This is a genomic window from Arthrobacter sp. YAF16 (assembly GCF_052113385.1).
GTDB lineage: Bacteria > Actinomycetota > Actinomycetes > Actinomycetales > Micrococcaceae > Arthrobacter.
In genome coordinates this window covers 802,216-820,858 of the sequence record NZ_JBFRDC010000001.1, presented here as the reverse complement: position 1 = coordinate 820,858, position 18,643 = coordinate 802,216, and the positions used below count along the sequence as shown (strand labels likewise).

The 18,643-nt window shown below is 71.0% G+C and carries 16 protein-coding genes; 4 read left to right on the top strand and 12 right to left on the bottom strand.

Annotated elements, in window-relative coordinates; genetic code table 11:
- Window positions 1-32: 32 nt before the first annotated feature.
- Together AB4Y91_RS03930 and AB4Y91_RS03925 are read right to left on the bottom strand one after the other, a co-directional pair.
- A complete protein-coding gene (locus AB4Y91_RS03930; RefSeq protein WP_441417843.1) occupies window positions 33-3,281 on the bottom strand; it encodes an ATP-dependent helicase in 3,249 nt (1,082 codons plus the stop codon).
- Window positions 3,282-3,343: 62 nt separating this feature from the next.
- A complete protein-coding gene (locus AB4Y91_RS03925; RefSeq protein ID WP_441417220.1) occupies window positions 3,344-3,760 on the bottom strand; it encodes an MGMT family protein in 417 nt (138 codons plus the stop codon).
- 104 nt (window positions 3,761-3,864) lie between these two features.
- Between AB4Y91_RS03925 and AB4Y91_RS03920 the strand changes: the two genes are divergently transcribed.
- The 4 genes from AB4Y91_RS03920 to AB4Y91_RS03905 all read left to right on the top strand — a co-directional run bounded on the left by AB4Y91_RS03920 (window position 3,865) and on the right by AB4Y91_RS03905 (window position 7,508).
- Window positions 3,865-4,575 carry a 3'-5' exonuclease gene (locus AB4Y91_RS03920; protein WP_441417219.1) on the top strand — a complete coding sequence of 237 codons (711 nt, stop codon included), beginning with the start codon at window positions 3,865-3,867 and terminating at the stop codon, window positions 4,573-4,575.
- Window positions 4,576-4,860: 285 nt separating this feature from the next.
- On the top strand, window positions 4,861-5,886 hold the full coding sequence (locus AB4Y91_RS03915) for a methionine ABC transporter ATP-binding protein (protein WP_441417218.1): 1,026 nt from the start codon (window positions 4,861-4,863) through the stop codon (window positions 5,884-5,886).
- Window positions 5,886-6,557: a methionine ABC transporter permease gene (locus AB4Y91_RS03910; RefSeq protein WP_441417217.1), complete on the top strand. Its 672-nt coding sequence runs from the start codon at window positions 5,886-5,888 to the stop codon at window positions 6,555-6,557. The genes AB4Y91_RS03915 and AB4Y91_RS03910 overlap by 1 nt, the downstream gene beginning before the upstream one ends.
- Before the next feature lie 108 nt (window positions 6,558-6,665).
- Window positions 6,666-7,508 (top strand): MetQ/NlpA family ABC transporter substrate-binding protein, encoded by an 843-nt coding sequence (locus tag AB4Y91_RS03905; RefSeq protein WP_441417216.1) that lies wholly within the window; start codon window positions 6,666-6,668, stop codon window positions 7,506-7,508.
- 111 nt (window positions 7,509-7,619) lie between these two features.
- Here AB4Y91_RS03905 and hemL read toward each other — a convergent pair whose 3' ends face one another.
- The 10 genes from hemL to hemE form a co-directional block, all read right to left on the bottom strand.
- Window positions 7,620-8,951, bottom strand: coding sequence for a glutamate-1-semialdehyde 2,1-aminomutase (gene hemL, locus AB4Y91_RS03900; protein ID WP_441417215.1), 1,332 nt, complete (start codon window positions 8,949-8,951; stop codon window positions 7,620-7,622).
- Between the two features lie 36 nt (window positions 8,952-8,987).
- Window positions 8,988-10,109, bottom strand: coding sequence for an LLM class flavin-dependent oxidoreductase (locus AB4Y91_RS03895; protein ID WP_441417214.1), 1,122 nt, complete (start codon window positions 10,107-10,109; stop codon window positions 8,988-8,990).
- Entirely contained in the window at window positions 10,106-11,089 is a 984-nt protein-coding gene (hemB, locus tag AB4Y91_RS03890) for a porphobilinogen synthase (protein WP_441417213.1), read from the bottom strand. The genes AB4Y91_RS03895 and hemB overlap by 4 nt, the downstream gene beginning before the upstream one ends.
- The gene (locus tag AB4Y91_RS03885; RefSeq protein WP_441417212.1) at window positions 11,086-12,006 is read right to left on the bottom strand and encodes a uroporphyrinogen-III synthase; all 921 of its coding nucleotides are present in this window, start codon (window positions 12,004-12,006) and stop codon (window positions 11,086-11,088) included. The genes hemB and AB4Y91_RS03885 overlap by 4 nt, the downstream gene beginning before the upstream one ends.
- Before the next feature lie 20 nt (window positions 12,007-12,026).
- On the bottom strand, window positions 12,027-13,025 hold the full coding sequence (gene hemC, locus AB4Y91_RS03880; protein WP_441417211.1) for a hydroxymethylbilane synthase: 999 nt from the start codon (window positions 13,023-13,025) through the stop codon (window positions 12,027-12,029).
- Window positions 13,022-14,302 (bottom strand): ferrochelatase, encoded by a 1,281-nt coding sequence (locus AB4Y91_RS03875; protein ID WP_441417210.1) that lies wholly within the window; start codon window positions 14,300-14,302, stop codon window positions 13,022-13,024. Before AB4Y91_RS03875 ends, hemC begins: the two co-directional genes overlap by 4 nt.
- On the bottom strand, window positions 14,299-15,012 hold the full coding sequence (gene hemQ, locus AB4Y91_RS03870; RefSeq protein ID WP_441417209.1) for a hydrogen peroxide-dependent heme synthase: 714 nt from the start codon (window positions 15,010-15,012) through the stop codon (window positions 14,299-14,301). Before hemQ ends, AB4Y91_RS03875 begins: the two co-directional genes overlap by 4 nt.
- Before the next feature lie 99 nt (window positions 15,013-15,111).
- Window positions 15,112-15,771: a hypothetical protein gene (locus AB4Y91_RS03865; RefSeq protein ID WP_441417208.1), complete on the bottom strand. Its 660-nt coding sequence runs from the start codon at window positions 15,769-15,771 to the stop codon at window positions 15,112-15,114.
- Between the two features lie 181 nt (window positions 15,772-15,952).
- A complete protein-coding gene (gene hemG / locus AB4Y91_RS03860; protein ID WP_441417207.1) occupies window positions 15,953-17,470 on the bottom strand; it encodes a protoporphyrinogen oxidase in 1,518 nt (505 codons plus the stop codon).
- 5 nt (window positions 17,471-17,475) lie between these two features.
- Window positions 17,476-18,639, bottom strand: coding sequence for a uroporphyrinogen decarboxylase (gene hemE / locus AB4Y91_RS03855; RefSeq protein WP_441417206.1), 1,164 nt, complete (start codon window positions 18,637-18,639; stop codon window positions 17,476-17,478).
- Between the last annotated feature and the right edge of the window lie 4 nt (window positions 18,640-18,643).

The following is an 18,643-nucleotide window of genomic DNA, read 5'->3' as shown; positions in this document are numbered from 1 at the left end:
CTCCGGCCCGGCCGCCGTCGTCGTCTCGATACTCATTCGGTGACCTGCTTTCCGCGTGCGCACAGCGGGCAGACTTCGGGGAGCCTGCAGCCGTGGCCGCCGTGCCCGCCCTTGGCGGGGTCGTGGCGGGCTTCAAACGTGGTGCCGGACATGACGCGTGCGGCCTCGCCGACCATCTCCAGGGCCCAGTTCGCTTCCGGATCCAGCGCCGGCTGGCTCTGCACCCCGGGGCTTTTGGTGCTGGTGCCGAGCTGGGCCAGCACCGCGCCGCCGGGTCTTGGCGGCGGACCGTCGTCCGGGCCGGTAAACCCGCCGGCCAGGACCGCCGCCTGGTAGGCGCCCAACTGGGGATGGCGTTCCAGCTCGGCCTTGCCGGGCTGGCGCTTGCCGGTCTTGAGGTCCACGATGACCAGCCGCCCTTCGGCGTCGATCTCCAGCCTGTCGACCTGGCCGCGGAGCACGGCGGGCCGCGCGGGCCAGGACTCTTCACCGCCGGCAACGGCTGCGGGCTCCAGATCGGGAAGCTTCACCTCGAAGTCCTGCTCGACGCCGAGCAGGCTCCGGCCCTCGCTCCGCATGACCAGCACGTACTGGGCGAGCTTGCGGACCATGGTTTCGGCCCGCTGGAAGTCGAGCTTGCCCTCCCAGTTGTCCTTCATCCCGAGCGCGGGCCAGCGTTTCACCAGCTCGGCCACGTACTCGCCGCCCGAGGCGTCCGGGAGGTCCTGGGCAATGGCATGGACCAGGGTTCCGAGGCTGCGGGCGAAATCCGTTGCGGCCTCTCCGCCGGCTGCCTGGACGAACCAGTCGAGGGGCGACTTCTGCACGGTCTCGACCTTGGAGGGCGAAACGAAGACGGTACTGCCGGGCGGCACCACGGGGTCCGTCGACGACAGCGGAGCCAGCCCCCACCAGCTGTCCGGGTGGGCGCCGGGCACCGCCGGCCGCGCGGCTGCGAGGGCGCCCAGCACGGCGGTGGCTTCGGCCGCCTCGGCGGGGGCGCCGTCGAGCTGGGCGTACTGGCGCAGTTCCGCGACGAGCGCGCGCAGGGTCAGCGGCCGCTCAACGGGCGTGAAGCCGCGCCGGTCCTGGTCCGGGTGCAGGGGCGAAACGTAGTCCAGGAAGGATGAGGGCTGTTCGTCCTCGGAGGAAACCGCCGTGCAGATCAGCACTTCGCGGGCCCGTGAAACGGCGGTGGAGAAGCTCCGCAGCTCGTCATAGCGGATCTCGCGGAGACGGCTCAGCGGATCGAGCTGCAGGGCGTACTCGACACCGTGTTCGACGGCGTCGGCGAAAAGTGTGCTGCCGAGCAGTTCACCGCGGAGCCGGGTGTTGGGCCACACGCCTTCCTGGAGGCCGGGCACAATGACGACCGGCCATTCACGTCCCGCGGCGCTGGCCGGGGTCATGAGTTCCACCGCGTCCTCGAGCTGTGCCCGGGCCGCCAGCGTGTCCATAGGCAGTTCCTGGCTGAGCAGGTACTCAAGGAACTGCTCCGGACCTGAGCCCGGGAGCTGGTCCACGTACCGCTCGGCGGTGTGGAACAGGGCCATCATGGCGTCCAGGTCGCGGTCCGCGCGGGCGCCCGCCGCCCCGCCGGCCAGGGCTGCCTCGGTCCAGCGGCCGGCCAGTCCGGTGGAATGCCAGAGCGCCCAGAGCACGGTCTCGGCGTTGCCGCCCGGTGCCTCGGCGGCGTCCCGGCCGGCGCGGATCATCCGGGCAACGCGGCGGGCGGAATGCCCCTCGATGCCGAGCGTGGCCAGAGCGCCGGGGTCCAGGAGTGCTTCCACGAGCAGCACGTCGCTGGTGCGGCCGCCGCCGCCCAGAAGTTCCTCACGCCGCAGTGACTGGCGGAGCCGGCGCAGCTCGATCGACGTTGCCCCGCCGATCCTTGAGGTGAGCAGCGAGACGGCGGCTTCCGGGGTAAGGACGTCAGGGTCCAGCGCCACCGCGTAGGCGTCCAGCAGCGGCCGCACGGCCACCTCGTCCCGGACCGCGGACTCGGCCACCGGGATCCGGACCGGGATGCCTTGGCCGGCCAGGTGGCGCTGCAGCTGGCTGAGCTGGCCGCCGTTGCGCACGATCACCGCGATGTCTCCCAGCTCCCGGCCGTCATTCAGCTGGGCTTCCAGGATCCGCTGCGCCACATAGCGCAGTTCGTGGACCGGGGACGGCAGCAGGTGCGCCTCGACGACGCCGTCGCCCTGTCCGCTGGGCTTCGGGTGTTCCAGCCGGCGCGCCACAGTCCCGCCGGAGCGCAGCGAGATCCGTTCGGCGACGCCCTGCCAGGCCTGCGCGACGGCCGGGGTATGGCGGTGTGCGGTCCAGAGCGGCCGCTCCAGGACGGTGCCGCCGGCCGGGGCGAGCAGCCGGGGCAGCTCGGCCACCAGGTCCGGCCGCGCCCCGCGGAATCCCTGCACCACGGTGTCCGGGGAAGAGGTGACGAGCGTGTCCTTGCCTGCGGCGATGTCCGCGAGCAGTTCGAACACGGCCGGGTTCGCCTCCTGGATATCGTCCACGAGGATCAGCTGGAGCCGGTCCCGCTCCGCGGCCAGGAATTCCGGGGCGTCCTGGAAAATCTGGCGTGCCGCCGTGATGATCCCGGCCGGGTCAAAGGATTCGGGCATCCGCAGGTCAAGGACGTCGCGGTACTCGGCATAGAGGGCGGCCGCGGCGGTCCAGTCCTGCCGGCCGCAGCGCTGCGCGAGGGCCGCCAGGTCCTGCGCGGTGCGCCCGGATTCGATGATCCGGTCAAAGAGCTGGCGCACTTCCTGCCGGAAGCCGCGGGTCTGCAGGGCGGCGGCCAGGTCCTCGGGCCAGGGCAGTTCCAGCCCGGGCCGGGCATGGCCTTCGAGGAGTTCCTTGATGATCAGGTCCTGTTCGGGCCCGGAGAGGAGCTTCGGCGCACGCGGCAGCGGCAGGATGCCCTCCGCCTTGGCACGCCGGATCAGGTCGAAGGCGTACGACGCCCAGGTGCGGGCCGGCGTCGTGCTCAGGCTGCGGTCCAGGCGCGCGGTGAACCGGTCGCGCAGCGCATCGGCGGCCAGCCGGCCGGGGGCCAGGATCAGCATCCGTTCCGGGTCCAGGCCGTCGCGCTGGGCCCTGCGGACGGCGGCCTCGACCAGGACCGTGGACTTGCCGGTGCCCGGCGCGCCGGGCACCAGGACGGGTCCGGAGCCGTGCGCGACGTCGACGGCGTCCCGCTGGTCCGGGGACAGTACCGGGACGGCGCTGTGCTGCGTCCGGGGCGGCAGCAGCCGGAGGCCCGTCTGGCCGGGCACGGCTTTTTTGGGGGCGGTCTTGTTGGGGGCGGCTTTGTTGGGGGCGGTCCGGCTGGGGCTACTCACACAGACATTTCATCATTGGGGACAGACAATTTATGCAGCTCCCGTTCGAGGCGCTCGGCGATGGCGTCGATCTGCTCGAAGTCCGGCTCGGACGGCGCCCACCGGGCCGCCATCAGGTCGACCCGCCAGCGGCCCTCGCCGGTGCGCTCGTATTCCAGGTAGCTGCCCAGCAGCGGTGTCCCTTCGGCGAGGTAGAAGGCCAGAGCCTCCCGCTCGTGGCCGGGCGGGGCGTCTCCGTTGGCTTTGAGGATCCGCCACCAGGGAACGGCGCTGCCGTGGTGGCTCATTACGGAGCCGACCTGGCGGGGGCCGCCCGCGCCCAGGAGTTCGGCGACGTCCCCGTAGGCGACGGCGGTGCCCGCCGGAACCATCGCTGCGAGCTCCAGTACCGCCTCCACATACTCCGTCCGCATGGACCAAGGTTACCGGTGCCGGCTGCCGCCGGTCTCGGCACGGCACCGCAAGGCACTGCACGGCGGTGCAAAAAACTGTCAGCGGCAACAGGTAGCGTTGAAGCATGAGCACCTGGCACACCCTCCCCCGCGCAGCCTTCGACCTGGAAACCACCGGGCGGAATTCCCGCGCTGCGAGGATCGTGACGGCATCGGTGACCGTGGTGGACGCCGACGGCTCGGTCATCAAGGAGCACGAGTGGCTGGCCGATCCCGGGGTGGAGATCCCCACCGAGGCGAGCGACATCCACGGCGTCACCACCGAGCAGGCCCGCCGTGACGGCCGGCCTGCGGCCGAGGTGACCCGGGAGCTGGCGGCCGTGCTGCAGGAGCTGTTCGACACCGGCGTACCGGTCATTGCCTTCAACGCCAGCTATGACTTCACCGTGCTCGCCGCCGAGTCGGCCCGCTACGGCGTGCCCCAGCTGAGCCGCTTTCCCGTGCTGGACCCGTTCATCATGAACAAGCAGGTGGACCGGTACCGCAAGGGCAAGCGCACCCTGACCGCGCTGTGCGAGGAGTACGGCGTCAGCCTCGACAATGCGCACACCTCCGCGGCCGATGCGCTGGCCACGCTGCGGATGCTGGATGCCATGGCCGGGAAGTTCCCCAAGCTCCGGATGCCGGCCAGCCACCTGCACCAGCTCCAGGTCGAGTGGGCGTCGGCCCAGGCCGCGGATTTCCAGAGCTACCTGCGCAAGACCAAGCCCGCGGCCGTGATTGAGGGCGACTGGCCGGTTCTGCCGCCGGAAGATGCCAGCCGGGGCGACTTCTAGCCCTGAGCGCGGGCCACCGGCACGGGACCGGCAAGCTACTGGGACTGAGATCACAGCGGCGGTTGCCCCTGCCGGCGGCTCCTGGCGCCCTCAGGGATTTGGCCGCGGGACGGCTGCCGGTTTCCTCCCGCGCCCATCGACCTTCAGGACGAAATTATCTGCACCCGATGGCACTTTGTGACGAACTAAATGCGCAAGTGGATGGCCTTTGGCGCCGCTGACATAATTTAGTTCAGAACAGGGCGTGTGTTATGTCGCGCCCAGACCCCAACCGCCAAGGGATAAATGATCACAGTTACCGACCTTCGCAAGGTCTACCGGCAGGGCAAAAAGGAAGTGGTAGCGCTCGACGGCGTCACGCTCTCCGTGCCGAAGGGCTCGATCCACGGCATCATCGGACACTCGGGCGCCGGCAAGTCGACGCTGGTGCGCTGCCTGACCCTGCTGGACCGCCCCACCGCCGGGTCCGTCAGCATCGACGGCACCGAGCTGAGCTCCGTGCGGGATTCGGAGATCCGTGCTGCGCGGCGGCGCATCGGCATGGTTTTCCAGCACGCGAACCTGATGGACTCCCGGACCGCGGCCGGCAACGTGGCGCACCCGCTGGAACTCGTCAAGACCCCCAAGGACAAGATCCGGACCCGGGTTGCCGAGCTCCTCAAGCTCGTGGGACTCGAAGGCTTCGAGAACGCCTACCCGTCCCAGCTCTCCGGCGGCCAGCGCCAGCGCGTAGGGATCGCGCGGGCCCTCGCCTCGGACCCCGAGGTGCTGCTCTGCGACGAGCCCACCTCGGCCCTGGACCCTGCCACCACTGAGGAAATCCTGGACCTGATCCAGGACCTGACCCGGCGGCTGCAGCTGACCGTGCTGATCATCACGCACGAGATGAACGTCGTGAAGCGGGTCTGCGACTCGGTGTCCCTGCTCTCCCGGGGCCGCATCATCGAACACGGCGCCCTGCAGGACGTGGCCGGCGAGCTGGACAGCAAGCTGGCCCGGGCCCTGCTTCCGCTGCCGCCGTCGGAGCCCCTGCACGGCGCGCTGCAGCGCGGGCCGGTCCTGGAGATCCTCTTCTCCGGCGAGAGCGCCAAAGAACCCGTCCTGACCGGCGTCGCCCGGCACTTCGACATGGACCTTAACGTCCTCGCCGGCAGCGTCGAGACCCTCGGCGGCCAGCAGTTCGGGCACCTCCGGGTCCAGCTCGCCGAAAACGCCGATTTCGACGCCGTCCTCCACTACCTGCACGAGCGGGGCATCAGCGCCAAGCGCGTCGCCGCCGATGCTGCTCCGGCGGAAGAAGGAGCCAACTAATGAACGACATTTTCAGCAACCCCGTACTCGCCAGGGCCCTCCCCGAGGCAATCGTGGAGACCCTGCAGATGGTCGGCATCTCGGCCTTCTTCACCGTGCTGATCGGCCTGCCGCTGGGCGTCTTCCTGCACGTCACGGCCCCCGGCGGACTGCGCCCGATGCCCGTCACCAACCGGATCCTCAGCGACGTGATCGTCAACATCACCCGGTCCATCCCGTTCGCCATCCTGATGGTGGCGCTCATCCCGCTGGCCCGCGCCCTGACCGGGACGAGCCTCGGCCCGATTGCAGCGTCGGTGTCGCTGTCCATCGGTACCATCCCCTTCTTCGCCCGGCTCGTCGAATCCTGCCTGCGCGATGTGCACCACGGCAAGATCGACGCCGCCCAGGTGATGGGGTCCACCAACATGCAGGTCATCAGCAAGGTGATGCTGCGCGAATCCCTGCCAGCCCTCGTCGCGGCCGCCACCACCACGGTGGTGACTCTCGTGGGCTACTCCGCGATGGCCGGCCTCGTCGGCGGCGGCGGCCTCGGCAAGCTGGCCTACAACTACGGCTTCCAGCGCTTCGACGTCACGGTCATGATCGTCACCATCGTCCTGATCGTCGTCCTCGTCCAGGTCATCCAACTCGTGGGCGAGCGGATTTCCCGCGGCCTCGACCACCGCTGACCCGACAAACAACCACCCCAGCCTTGCAGCGGGTAGCCGCCCTCTGCATCTGCGCGGACCACGGCACCGCCGTCGTGTTTTCCGCCTATTTCGAAAGGAACGCATCCGATGCGTAAGTCACTCACCCTCTTGGCCACCGGCATTGTCACTGCCCTGGCGCTGACGGCTTGCGGTGGTTCTTCCACCCCCAGCGCCCAGGTCACGACCCTGGATCCGGCGAAGCCCGCCACCCTCAAGGTCGGCGCCAGCCCGGTCCCGCACGCCAAGATCCTCGAATTCATCAACCAGGAGCTCGCCCCCAAGGCCGGCCTCAAACTGGAGATCAAGGAGATCGAGGACTACCAGACGCCGAACACCGCGCTGAGCGACGGCTCCCTGGACGCCAACTTCTACCAGCACCTGCCCTGGTTCGAGGACCAGGTCAAGACCAAGGGCTACAAGTTCGGCCACGGCGCCGGCGTGCACATCGAGCCCTACGCCGCGTTCTCGGAAAAGGTCAAGGACATCAAGGACATCCAGGACGGAGCCAAGGTCGCCATCACGAACGACCCGTCCAACCAGGTCCGGGCCCTCAAGGTCCTCCAGGTCGCCGGTCTGGTCAAGGACATCAAGGACGACACCTCGGTACTGACGCTCAGCGACGAACAGAACCCCAAGAAGCTGAAGTTCTCCGAGAACCAGCCGGAACTGCTGATCAACGACCTCAAGGACCCCTCGGTGGATCTGGCCCTGATCAACGGCAACTTCATCCTCAAGGCCGGGCTGAGCACCAAGAACGCCCTCGCGGTGGAATCCGTGGACAACAACCCCTACGCCAACTTCCTGGCCTGGCGTGAGGACTCCAAGGACGACGTGCGCATCAAGAAGCTTGATGAGCTGCTGCACTCCCCCGAGGTCAAGGCCTTCATCGAGAAGGAATGGCCCAACGGCGACGTGACCCCGGCCTTCTAGGCCCGGACCAGCGTTAACAACTTTCGGCACCCGCTGCGGCGGGTGCCGAAAGTGTTTAAAGGGCGACGACGGCGACGGCCGCCGCCGGTTCGCTGGGCCTGCGCCCTGCTCCTAGGCTCGCGCCGCCGCGGCGGCCCGGGCGGCAGCCGGCAGGGCCTCGAAGATCCGGTTCATCGCGGCGTCGTCGTGCGCGGCGGAGAGGAACCAGGCCTCGAACACCGACGGCGGCAGGTACACCCCGGAGTCCAGCATCGAGTGGAAGAACGGCGCGTAGCGGAAGACCTCCTGGCCCTGCGCGTCGTCGTAGTTGTGGACGCCGCGGGCCGAGGTGCCGAAGGCCACCGAGAACAGGTTCCCGGCGCGCTGGATGGAGTGGTCCACCCCTGCCGCGTCCAGCGCCGAAGACAGGGCGCCGGAGAGTTCCAGCGAGCGGGCGTCGACGAACGAGTAGACCTCGGGGGTCGCGTGGGTGAGAGTGGCGACGCCGGCAGCCATCGCCACCGGGTTCCCCGAGAGAGTCCCGGCCTGGTAGACCGGGCCCACCGGGGCGAGGTAGTCCATGACCTCGGCGCGGCCGCCGAGGGCCGCCGTCGGCATGCCCCCGCCGATGACCTTGCCGAAGGTCAGTAGGTCCGGGGCCCAGGGCTCGGCGGCGTCGGCCGCCCCGCCGGTGAGTCCCCAGTAGCCGGAGTAGCCGGTGCGGAACCCGGTGAGGACCTCGTCGAGGATCAGCAGGGCGCCGTGTTCGCGGGTGATCCGGGCCAGGCCGGCGTTGAAGCCCTCGCCCGGGGTGACCACGCCCATGTTGGCCGGCGCGGCCTCGGTGATGACGGCCGCGATGCTGTCGCCGTGTTTGGCGAAGGCGGCTTCGACCGCGGCGAGGTCGTTGTAGGGCAGCACGAGGGTTTCGGCGGCCGTGGCGGCGGTGACGCCTGCCGAGCCGGGCAGCGCGAGTGTCGCGAGCCCGGAACCGGCGGCGGCGAGGAGGCCGTCAAGGTGGCCGTGGTAGCAGCCGGCGAACTTGATCACGAGGTTCCGGCCGGTGTAGCCGCGGGCCAGCCGGATCGCGGTCATGGTCGCCTCGGTGCCGGTGGAGACCATCCGGACGCGCTCCGCCGCCGGGACGCGCTCCTGGACGATTGCGGCGAGGTTGGCCTCGTCCGGGGTCGAGGCGCCGAAGGACAGCCCGCGGTCGACGGCGGCGTGCACGGCCGCGAGGACAGCCGGGTGGGCGTGGCCCAGCAGCGCCGGCCCCCAGGAGCAGACGAGGTCCACGTACTCGGCGCCGTCGGCGTCGGTGAGGTAGGGGCCCGTGGCGGAGACCATAAAGCGGGGTGTGCCGCCCACCGAGCCGAAGGCCCGGACCGGCGAGTTCACGCCGCCCGGCATCAGGCGGCGGGCGCGGTCGAAGAGTTCCTCGTTGCGAGGGTGGCTGGAAGTCATGGTTCCTATTCTCTCAGTGGTTCTCACAGGTCGCTCTCACAGGGCCCGGTCACTGGCAGGCACCCCGCCGGCCAGCTGGGCGGCCACACGCGGCGCCACTTCGGTGCCGAACAGCTCGATGGAGCGCATCATGGCGGTATGCGGGAGCGTGCCGTTGCTGTATTTGAGGTCGAAGCGGTCCACGCCCAGGTTCCGCTTGAGCAGGGCGATCTTCGCGGCCACCGTGTCCGGCGAGCCGACGTAGAGCGCACCCTCGGGACTGCACAGGTGGTCGAATTCGTCGCGGCTGCCCGGACCCCAGCCGCGTTCGGCGCCGAGCTGGTTGCGCTGGCCCAGCCAGTGCGGGAAGAACTCCTCCCGCGCGTCCTCATCCGTGGCCGCCACGTGGCCGGGCGAATGCGTGGCCACCTGCTGCATCGGGTGGCCGTATTTGGCCATGGCCTCGCGGTAGAGCCCGGCCAGCGGACCGAAGGACCGTGGCTGGCCGCCGATGATGGCGAAGATGATCGGGTAGCCGTATTCGGCGCAGCGCAGCACCGATTCCGGGGTGCCGCCGACGCCGATCCAGGCCGGCAGCAGGTGGTGTTCGAGCGGCGGGTAGACGCTGAGCCCGTTGATGGCCCGGCGCGTCCGGCCCTCCCATTTGATCGGTTTCTGGGCCCGGACCTTGTCGAAGAGCTCAAGCTTCTCCTCGAACAGGACCTCATAGTCGGCCAGGTCCAGTCCGAACAGCGGGAAGGACTCCACGAAGGAACCGCGGCCCAGCATGACCTCGGCCCGGCCGTTGGAGATTGCGTCCACGGTGGCGAAACGCTGGAATACCCGGATCGGGTCATCGGAGCTGAGAACGGTGACGGCGGAGCCGAGCCGGATCTTCTTGGTCCGGGCCGCGGCGGCGGCGAGGAAGACCTCGGGCGCGGAGACGGCGAAGTCGCGGCGGTGGTGCTCCCCCACCCCGAAGGCGTGCAGCCCCACCTGGTCCGCGAGTTCGACCTGTTCCAGCAGTTGCCGCAGCACCTGGGCGTGCGGGACCGGGTGCCCGTCCGGGAACACCCCGACGTCGCCGAAGGTGTTCAGGCCGAGCAGGATCTTGTCCGGGCCGACCGGCGCGGTCGGGTTGGCTCCCGATGCCGGGTCCGGCGCTTCCGCGGGGCTCATCGGGTCTCCTTCAGCCAGCCGGCGAGTTCGCTGGCCCAGTAGGTCAGGACCACGTTGGCCCCGGCCCGTTTGATGCCGAGCACGGATTCGGTGATCGCGGCGCGGCGGTCGATCCAGCCGTTCGCGGCGGCGGCCTCGATCATCGAGTACTCGCCGGAGATCTGGTAGGCGGCCACGGGCACCGGGCTCATCGCGGCGACGTCGGCCAGGATGTCGAGGTAGCTCATGGCTGGTTTCACCATCACCATGTCGGCGCCCTCCTCGAGGTCCAGTTCCACTTCGAGGATCGCTTCGCGGCGGTTGGCGGCGTCCATCTGGTAAGTGCGCCGGTCCCCGGTGAGCTGCGAGTCGACGGCTTCGCGGAACGGGCCGTAGAAGGCGGAGGCGTACTTGGCGGCGTAGGCCACGACGGCGGTGTTGGCGTGTCCGGCCTCCTCCAAGGCCTGCCGGATCACGGCGATCTGGCCGTCCATCATGCCTGAGGGGCCGAGCACGTGCGCGCCGGCCTCGGCCTGCGCCACGGCCATCTGCCCGTAGATCTCCAGGGTCGCGTCGTTGTCGACGTAGCCGTGCGCGTCCAGGACGCCGCAGTGGCCGTGGTCGGTGAATTCGTCGAGGCAGACGTCGCTCATGACTACCAGTTCGTCGCCGACCTCGGCCTTCACATCCCGGATGGCCTTGTTCAGCACGCCCTCGGGGTCCAGCGAGGCGGTGCCGCGGGCGTCCCGTTCGGCCGGAATGCCGAAGAGCATGATGCCGCCCACGCCCAGCTGCACGGCCTCGGCGGCGGCGCGCTTGAGCGAGTCGGTCGTGTGCTGCTGCACGCCGGGCATCGAGGCGATCGGGTTCGGCTCGGAGAGGCCCTCGCGGATGAAGGCCGGGAGGATGAGTTCGGCAGCCGAGAGGCGGTGTTCGGCCGTCAGCCGCCGCATCGCGGGGGTGGTGCGGAGCCGGCGGGGGCGGTGGGTCGGGAAGCTCATGTCTGGTCCTTCACAGTCTGCTCGGGGTCGGGATGGGGAGTGGGGGTTGCCGGATCCAGGGCCCGGATAACGGCGGCGACGAGTCCGGAGGCGGTGGGCTCCTCGGCAACGGCGGCGACCGGGAGTCCGAGGGCCAGGGCCTCGGCCGCCGTCGAGCGTCCGATCGCGACGAGCTGGCAGCCGCCCAGCGGCGACAGCCCGGTGTGGACGCGGCGGGCGGCGCTCGGTGAGGCCGCGACGACGGCGTGCAGCGTTCCGGCGTCGATCGCGGCTTTCGCGTCGGCCACGGTCAGGACTGCGGCGTCGTGCCCCTGCGGGTCGGGGGCGGCGGCCAGGCTGCGTCGCGGGTCCGCGGGGAAATCGACGGTCTGGTAGGCGGTGACGGCCTGGACCGAGGCGCCGCGGGCCTCCAGCCCCCGGCGGAGCCGCGGGTCGGCGATGTCGGCCTGCGGCAGCAGGACGCTGCCGTGGCCGCGGGGCCAGATGTCGAGCAATCCCGCGCCGGACTGCTGGCCGGCGGGCGCGAGGTCCACTGCGATGTCCAGGCCTTCAAGCATGCGGCGGGTGGCCGGGCCGACGGCGGCCACCTGCAGGCTGCCCGGAAGCCACGCGCTGAGGGCCGCACCGCGTTCGGCCGCCTTGGCTTCCAGGACCTGGACCGTGGTCACGCTGCTGACCACCAGCCATGAGTAGGCGCCGGCGCCGAGCGCGTCGAAGGCCACGTCCAGCGAGTGCTGGTCGGCGGCGCGCTCGAAGTCGATGAGCGGCAGCAGCAGCGGCTCGGCGCCGGTCTCGCGGAGCGCGGAGAGCAAGGCACCGGCACGGTCCGGGTTGCGGGTGACCAGGACCCGGGCGCCCTCGAGTACCCGGGGCCCGGCGCCCCCGTCCGGCCGGCGGCTGGCGCTGCGGCGTCCCATCAGGTGAGAATCCGTCCGGCTCAGGAAGCGGCCAGGTCGGCGATGTCGGCAGCACCGGCCGCCAGCAGCGCCTCGGCCAGTTCGATTCCCAGCAGGGTGGCGCCGACCTCGGTCAGCCCGTCGGTGGCCTTCTTGTCCCGGACCGTCGCGGTGCCGTCCACGGCACAGACAACGGCCTCGAGGTGCAGCATGCTGCCCTTGCGGTAGGCGTAGGCGCCCACCGGCGCGGCGCAGCCGGCCTCCAGCCGGGCCAGCAGCGCCCGTTCGGCGGTGACGGCCAGCCGGGTGTCCGGGTCGTCCAGGGCTGCGAGGGCCTGGGCGAGCACGCCCTGGGAGCCCTCGGTGGACCCGGCCTTGCGCGGCGCGTCGGAGCTGCGGCATTCGATCGCGAGCGAACCCTGGCCGGCGGCCGGGAGCATCACCTCGGTTTCCAGGTATTCGCTGACCGCGTCCAGCCGGCCGATCCGGTGCAGGCCGGCAGCGGCGAGCACGACGGCGTCGAGGTCGCCGGACTTGCCTTCGACGACGGCGCCTGTTTTGTTGCCCGGCAGGCCCGGCACGCGGCCCAGGCGGGTGTCGACGTTGCCGCGGATGTCCCGGATGTCCAGGTCCGGCCGTGCGGCCCGCAACTGGGCGGCCCGGCGCGGGGAGCCGGTGCCGACGGTGGCGCCGGCCGGCAGCTGGGCCAGCGTGAGCCCGTCCCGGGCGCAGAGCACGTCCCGGACGTCCACGCGCTTGGGCGTCGCCGCGAGGGTCAGGCCCAGGGCAGCGCCGGTGGGCAGGTCCTTGAGCGAATGGACCGCGACGTCGCACGCGTCCCGCAGCAGGGCGTCGCGCAGCGCCGCCACGAACACGCCGGTGCCGCCCATTTGGGACAGCGGGCCGGTCAGGACGTCGCCGTCGGTGCGGATGTGGACGAGTTCCACCGGAAACCCTCCGACGGCGGCCAGCTGGTCCGCAGTCTGCTGGGTCTGGGTGAGGGCAAGTTTGCTGGCCCGGGTACCGATCCGTACGGTCACGGCGTGGCCTGGCCTGCTGCCGGGACCGCCTCATCCGCAGCCGCGGATGCCCCTGCCGGGTATGGATCATGCCCTGTCCCGACGGTGGTGTCCGCGCCCGCGATGGTGGGCTTTTCGCCGCGGAAGTTGGCGCAGCAGCCGGGGCGGCAGACGTCGTACCAGGGGCCGAGCTTGGTCAGGTGCGGCCGGTCGGCGATGTTGTGTGCCGCCGTCCGCTCGCTGATCAGGTCCACGATCCCGGCAACGAATTTGCGGTGCGTCCCGGGCGTCGGAACGCGGGTGGCCGCGAGGCCCAGCTTGCCGCAGGTTTCCAGGGCCTCGGTGTCGAGGTCCCAGACGACTTCCATGTGGTCGCTGACGAAGCCCAGCGGCACGATCACGACGCCCTTGACGCCCTGGCCGGCGAGCTCCTCGATGGCGTCGTTGATGTCGGGTTCGAGCCACGGCACGTGCGGGGCCCCGGACCGGGACTGGTACACGAGGGACCAGGGGGCGGTCAGGCCGGTTTCGGCTTCGACCCGGCGGATGACCTCGGTGCCGGTGGCCAGGTGCTGGGCCACATAGGCGGAGTCCTGTTCGAAGTGGCGCGGCTCGCCCTCGGAGCGGCCGGCGGCTTCGGCGTCGCGGGTCGGAATCGAATGGGTCGCGAAGAGGATGTGCACCGGCGCGTCAGGGGTGCCGGCCGCGGCCAGCTGGGCGCGGACGTCGGCGAGGCCGGCGGCGGTGCCCTCGACGAAAGGCTCCACGAAGCCCGGGTGGTCGAAGTACTGGCGCACCTTGTCCACCTCGAGCTTGCCGTCCAGCCCGGTCTCGGTGAGCGCCATGCCGATGTCTTCGCGGTACTGCCGGCAGCTGGAGTAGCAGGAGTAGGCGCTGGTGGTGACCATCAGGACCTTGCGGTGCCCGGCGTCGTAGATCTCCTGCAGGGTCTGCGGGATGTAGGGATCCCAGTTGCGGTTGCCCCAGAAGACCGGCAGGCCGATGCCCCGGGTGGCGAGCTCCTTCTCCATGGCGGCCTTGAGCTCGCGGTTCTGCTGGTTGATCGGGCTGATGCCGCCGTTGGCGCGGTAGTGGTGCGAGACCTCTTCGAGCCGTTCGTCCGGGATGCCGCGGCCGCGGGTCACGTTGCGCAGGAACGGGATGACGTCTTCCTGGCCTTCGGGACCGCCGAAGGAGGCCAGCAGCACGGCGTCGTAGTCTTTGGGGGCCATCCGGCCGGCCTCGGTGACGGGATTCACGGCGGTGGCCGTGGGATCCTGCGGATCGAGCGGGCTCATGCGAGGACCTCGGCAATCTCGACGGCGCTGACGCGGCGGCCGGTGTAGAACGGGACTTCTTCGCGAACATGGTGGCGGGCTTCGGTGGAGCGCAGGTGGCGCATCAGGTCCACGAGGTCCACCAGCTCCGGTGCTTCGAGGCCCAGGATCCACTCCCAGTCGCCCAGGGCGAAGGAGGAAACGGTGTTGGAGATGACCTGCGGGAAGTCCCGGCCCAGCAGGCCGTGGTCCCGCAGCATCGCGCCGCGCTCGGCGTCCGGGAGCAGGTACCACTCGTAGGAGCGCACGAAGGGGTAGACGCAGAGCCATTCGGCCGGTTCCACGCCGCGGGAGAAGGCCGGCGTGTGGTTCTTGGCGAACTCGGCCTCGCGGTGGACGCCCATCGCGGACCAGGCGATCTCAGTCCCCGTGAAGAGTTTGCTGCGCCGGATGTCGCGCACGGCGCGCTGCAGCGCTTCGGCCCGGGGGCCGTGCAGCCAGATCATGATGTCGGCGTCGGCCCGCATCGCGGACACGTCGTAGCTGCCGCGGTGGACGACGCCGTCCTCGGCCAGCCGTTCGATGAGTGCGTCGAAGTCCTCAGCCGCGTCGCCGCTGCGCAGGACATCGGCGGAGCGCTTGAAAACCGTCCAGAGCGTGAAGAACTGCTCGGTCGATTCCTCGGCTGCTGTTCCGGTTTTAGTGACAGATTCGGCAGAAGTGTGGCTCATGGATACCAGTCTGCCCCCTCCCCCGAGCTAAGTCGAAATAGAGCACTTCTACAACGCGTAGAAGTGCTCAATTTCACAGCCGGGTGGTTCGGACGTCCCTTAGATCTTGCGCATCCGTAGGGCCACGACGCCTGCTCCCAGCGACACCGCGAGCAGGCAGATCCCCCAGCCGACCAGGGCGGAGGGGGACGATTCAACGGAGGAGGCAGCCTGCATCTTGTCGCCGGACCGGGGCGCGGCGGTGGGAGCCTGCTTGGCGGCGGACATCGTGGTGGCGGACCTGGGCGGGCCGCTCGGCGTTGCCGCCGGCGTACCGGTTGCCGCCGGCGTACCGGTTGCAACACCGGGAGCGGCACCGGCGGGAGTGTCGTTCGCTGGCGCCTGGACCGGGGCCGGGGCCTGCTGGGTTCCGGAGGGCTGGCCGGCTGCCGGCTGCGGGGCTGCGGGCACCGGTGGCGGAACCGAGGTTCCCGGCGCCGTGGCCCGCTCGGAGGCCTGCCGGGAAGCCCGCTGCTCCGGCGTCTCGGTCGGATCCGGTGCGGTCGACGTCGGCGGGGCCGTGCTTTCGGTGGGGTCCGGGCTGCCCGAGTCGGAGGTCGGCGAGGGCGACGGCGTCGGGGATTCCACCAGGCCGCCGATCAGGTCGTCGATGCCGACGGAAATCGAGGCTGACGGGCCGTCCGGGCTGGGCGTCGGGGTGGCAGCCTGGGTGGCAGGAACCCCTGCGGTGAGAGCCAGTACCGCTCCGAGTGCTGCCACGGCCGTGCCGCGTCGGAGTCCCCCATGGTGACCGGCCGGCGTTTCTGGAACTTCGGACCTGTGCATAACCATGGTCATCGACCCTAGCCGGAGAACGCCGGCGTGGAAAATTTGCCCAAACGCCTACTTTCCGGCTATCGGGCACCGTGCCGTGCCCCCCCATCAAGCCCCGGGGCAGGCTTCAGGGAAGCAGGGCGGCCACCTGTTTGGGGGTGTCGGCGACGATGGCGGCGAGGCCGTTTCCGGACAGCCAGCCCCCGACGACGGCGAGGCCACCTTCCGCCGCGCAAAGTTGCCGAACCTGCTCGACCCGCCGCTTGTGGCCGAGTGCGGCGAAGGGCAGCGCGCCGGACCATCGCACCACGTCCCAGCCGACGACGTCGGTCCGGGCCAGCGGGACGGCGAGGAGCGCGGCGGCGTCCTGCAGCGCGGCGTCGAACAACTCCTCGTCGCTCCGGGGCTCCGGGGCCGCCGCGGCGTCCGGCACGTTCGCGCCGCGACCGTAGGAGAGCCGGAGGACGTGCCGGCCGGGCGCCGTCCGTTCGGCCAGCCAGGCCCACTTGGCGGTCGCGTGGGTGAGGGCCTTCGCGCGGATGCCGGGGCTTTGCGGGGCCACGAGCACTCCGGTGCCGCGCGGTGCGGCGTCGAGGGCGGGGCTGTCCAGCACCAGCGTCACGAGCCGCACATCGGGTCCCGCGTCCGGACGGAGGGCAGCCAATGCCGGCAGCGTGCCGGCGAGCAGCGAGACCGCCGCCGGGCCCTCAACCGCCACGATTAGCCGTCCGGCGTCGAAGGTGGCCTGGCCCGCGGTGGCCCGCCAGCCGCCCGGGATGCGCTGCACCGCGCCTACCCGGGTGCCGCCGAGCAGGGCCACGTCCAGCCCGCGCAGCTCGGTGAGGAGGGCAGTGACGAGGGTGTGCATCCCGCCGCGGAGGCCGGCCACGGCGGAGCCCGCCTTCTGCAGCCCAGGCTGCTGGGCACCGGGCGCGGGAGCGCTGGACCCCGGCGCGCCCGGCCGGGGCCCAGCCCCCCGGCGCTGCGCGGCCACGGCGGCGGCGAGGGAGCCGTGCGTGCGGATTCCTGCGCGCAATCCGGGCGCCACCATGTCCACGTCAAGCAGGGCCGGGTCGGCCGAGTGCACGCCGCCGACCACCGGCGCCACCAGCCGCTCCAGCACGCGTCGGCCCATCCGGGCGCGGACCAGGGCCGCCACGCTTGTGGCCTCGGCAGCGGTCCCCATGGAAGCCGGCAGCAGTGCGTCGAGCGAGGCGCGCAGGGATCCGAGCAGGCCAAGGGAACGCCGGACTTCGGGGTCCCAGGGGTTGGCGGGAATGCCCAGCACCCCGGTCTTCGGCAATTCCCGCGGACCCTCCGGCAGTTGGACCCAAGCGCCGCCGGGGTTGGGCGGAACGATCTGCGCGCCGAGGCCGAGCTCTTCGGCCAGGCCGGCCACCGCGGCGGACCGGGTGGCGAAGGATTCGGCGCCGCTGTCCAGGGTCAGGCCGGCCACCACATGGCTGCCCACGCAGCCGCCCCAGTCGCCCGATGCTTCCAGCACCGTGGTCCGGACGCCAGCCCGCGCCAGCTCCCGGGCGGCGAGCAGGCCGGAGATGCCGCCGCCCACCACCACGGCCGTCGGCGCGGGAGCAGCACTGGTGTTGGAGCCGGGGTTGGTGTCAGTGGCGGCGTCGGTGGCCATCGGGGTTACTCCGGGGCGATCGAGTGGATCAGTTCGACCACGCGGGTCAGCACCGCCGCGTCCGTCTCCGGAGGCACGCCGTGGCCCAGGTTCAGGACGTGGCCCGGGGCCGAGGCGCCGGCTTTGATGACGTCGCGGACATGGGCCTCGAGGATTTCCCATGGTGCGGAGAGCAGTGCCGGGTCGATGTTTCCCTGCAGCGGCACGGTCCCGCCGAGCCGGCGGTTGGCCTCGTCCAGCGGCAGCCGGTAGTCGACGCCGACGACGTCCACGCCGACGTCGCGCATTGCCACCAGCAGCTCCGAGGTGCCGGTGCCGAAGTGGATCAGGGGTGCTCCGAGGTGCCGGACGTGATCCAGGGCGCGGGCGGACGCCGGAGCCACGAACCGCGTGTAGTCGGCCAGGCCCAGGGAGCCGGCCCAGGAGTCGAAGAGCTGCCCGGCGGAGGCGCCGGCCTCCAGCTGCGCGCGCAGGAACATCCCGGAGGCGTCGGCTGCCCAGTTGGCCAGCGCCGTCCAGGTCTCCGGATCCGCGTGCATCATGGTGCGCGGGCCGAGGTGGTCGCGGGACGGCTTGCCCTCCACCATGTACGCCGCCAGGGTGAAGGGGGCGCCGGCGAAACCGATCAGCGGGGTGCTGCCGAGTTCGGCCACGGTGAGCCGCACGGCCTCGCGGATCGGCTCCAGGGCCTCCCAGCTCAGCTGGGGCAGCGCGGCAACGTCCGCGGCGGTGCGCACGGGCTTGTCCAGCACCGGGCCGACGCCGGGGACGATGTCGACGCCGACGCCGGCCAGCTTGAGCGGGATGACGATGTCGGAGAAGAAGATCGCCGCGTCGACGTCGTGCCGGCGCACGGGCTGGAGGGTGATCTCGGAGGCGAGATCGGGGCGCAGGCAGGAATCCAGCATGGCCACGCCTTCGCGTACCTTGAGGTACTCGGGCAGCGACCGGCCGGCCTGGCGCATGAACCAGACGGGGCGCCGGGAGGGCTTGCCGCCGCGGTAGGCGGTGATCAGCGGCGAGTCGGCGGTACGGCCGTCCATCAGGGGGTGGCCGGCGTCGAGACTGTTGTGTGCCGTGCCGGAGTCTGCCGTGTCGGAGTGTGCCCTGCCGGAGTTTGCCGTGCCGTCGATTGCAGTGCCGTTCGTGGCCGCAGCGCTAAGAGTCATGCCT

Bases quoted from the DNA above. Each gene is read 5' to 3' on its own strand.
- AB4Y91_RS03925 (WP_441417220.1), bottom strand. From the start codon at position 3,760: ATGCGGACGGAGTATGTGGAGGCGGTACTGGAGCTCGCAGCGATGGTT.
- AB4Y91_RS03920 (WP_441417219.1), top strand. From the start codon at position 3,865: ATGAGCACCTGGCACACCCTCCCCCGCGCAGCCTTCGACCTGGAAACC.
- AB4Y91_RS03915 (WP_441417218.1), top strand. From the start codon at position 4,861: ATGATCACAGTTACCGACCTTCGCAAGGTCTACCGGCAGGGCAAAAAG.
- AB4Y91_RS03910 (WP_441417217.1), top strand. From the start codon at position 5,886: ATGAACGACATTTTCAGCAACCCCGTACTCGCCAGGGCCCTCCCCGAG.
- AB4Y91_RS03905 (WP_441417216.1), top strand. From the start codon at position 6,666: ATGCGTAAGTCACTCACCCTCTTGGCCACCGGCATTGTCACTGCCCTG.
- hemL (WP_441417215.1), bottom strand. From the start codon at position 8,951: ATGACTTCCAGCCACCCTCGCAACGAGGAACTCTTCGACCGCGCCCGC.
- AB4Y91_RS03895 (WP_441417214.1), bottom strand. From the start codon at position 10,109: ATGAGCCCCGCGGAAGCGCCGGACCCGGCATCGGGAGCCAACCCGACC.
- hemB (WP_441417213.1), bottom strand. From the start codon at position 11,089: ATGAGCTTCCCGACCCACCGCCCCCGCCGGCTCCGCACCACCCCCGCG.
- AB4Y91_RS03885 (WP_441417212.1), bottom strand. From the start codon at position 12,006: ATGGGACGCCGCAGCGCCAGCCGCCGGCCGGACGGGGGCGCCGGGCCC.
- AB4Y91_RS03875 (WP_441417210.1), bottom strand. From the start codon at position 14,302: ATGAGCCCGCTCGATCCGCAGGATCCCACGGCCACCGCCGTGAATCCC.
- hemQ (WP_441417209.1), bottom strand. From the start codon at position 15,012: ATGAGCCACACTTCTGCCGAATCTGTCACTAAAACCGGAACAGCAGCC.
- hemG (WP_441417207.1), bottom strand. From the start codon at position 17,470: ATGGCCACCGACGCCGCCACTGACACCAACCCCGGCTCCAACACCAGT.
- hemE (WP_441417206.1), bottom strand. From the start codon at position 18,639: ATGACTCTTAGCGCTGCGGCCACGAACGGCACTGCAATCGACGGCACG.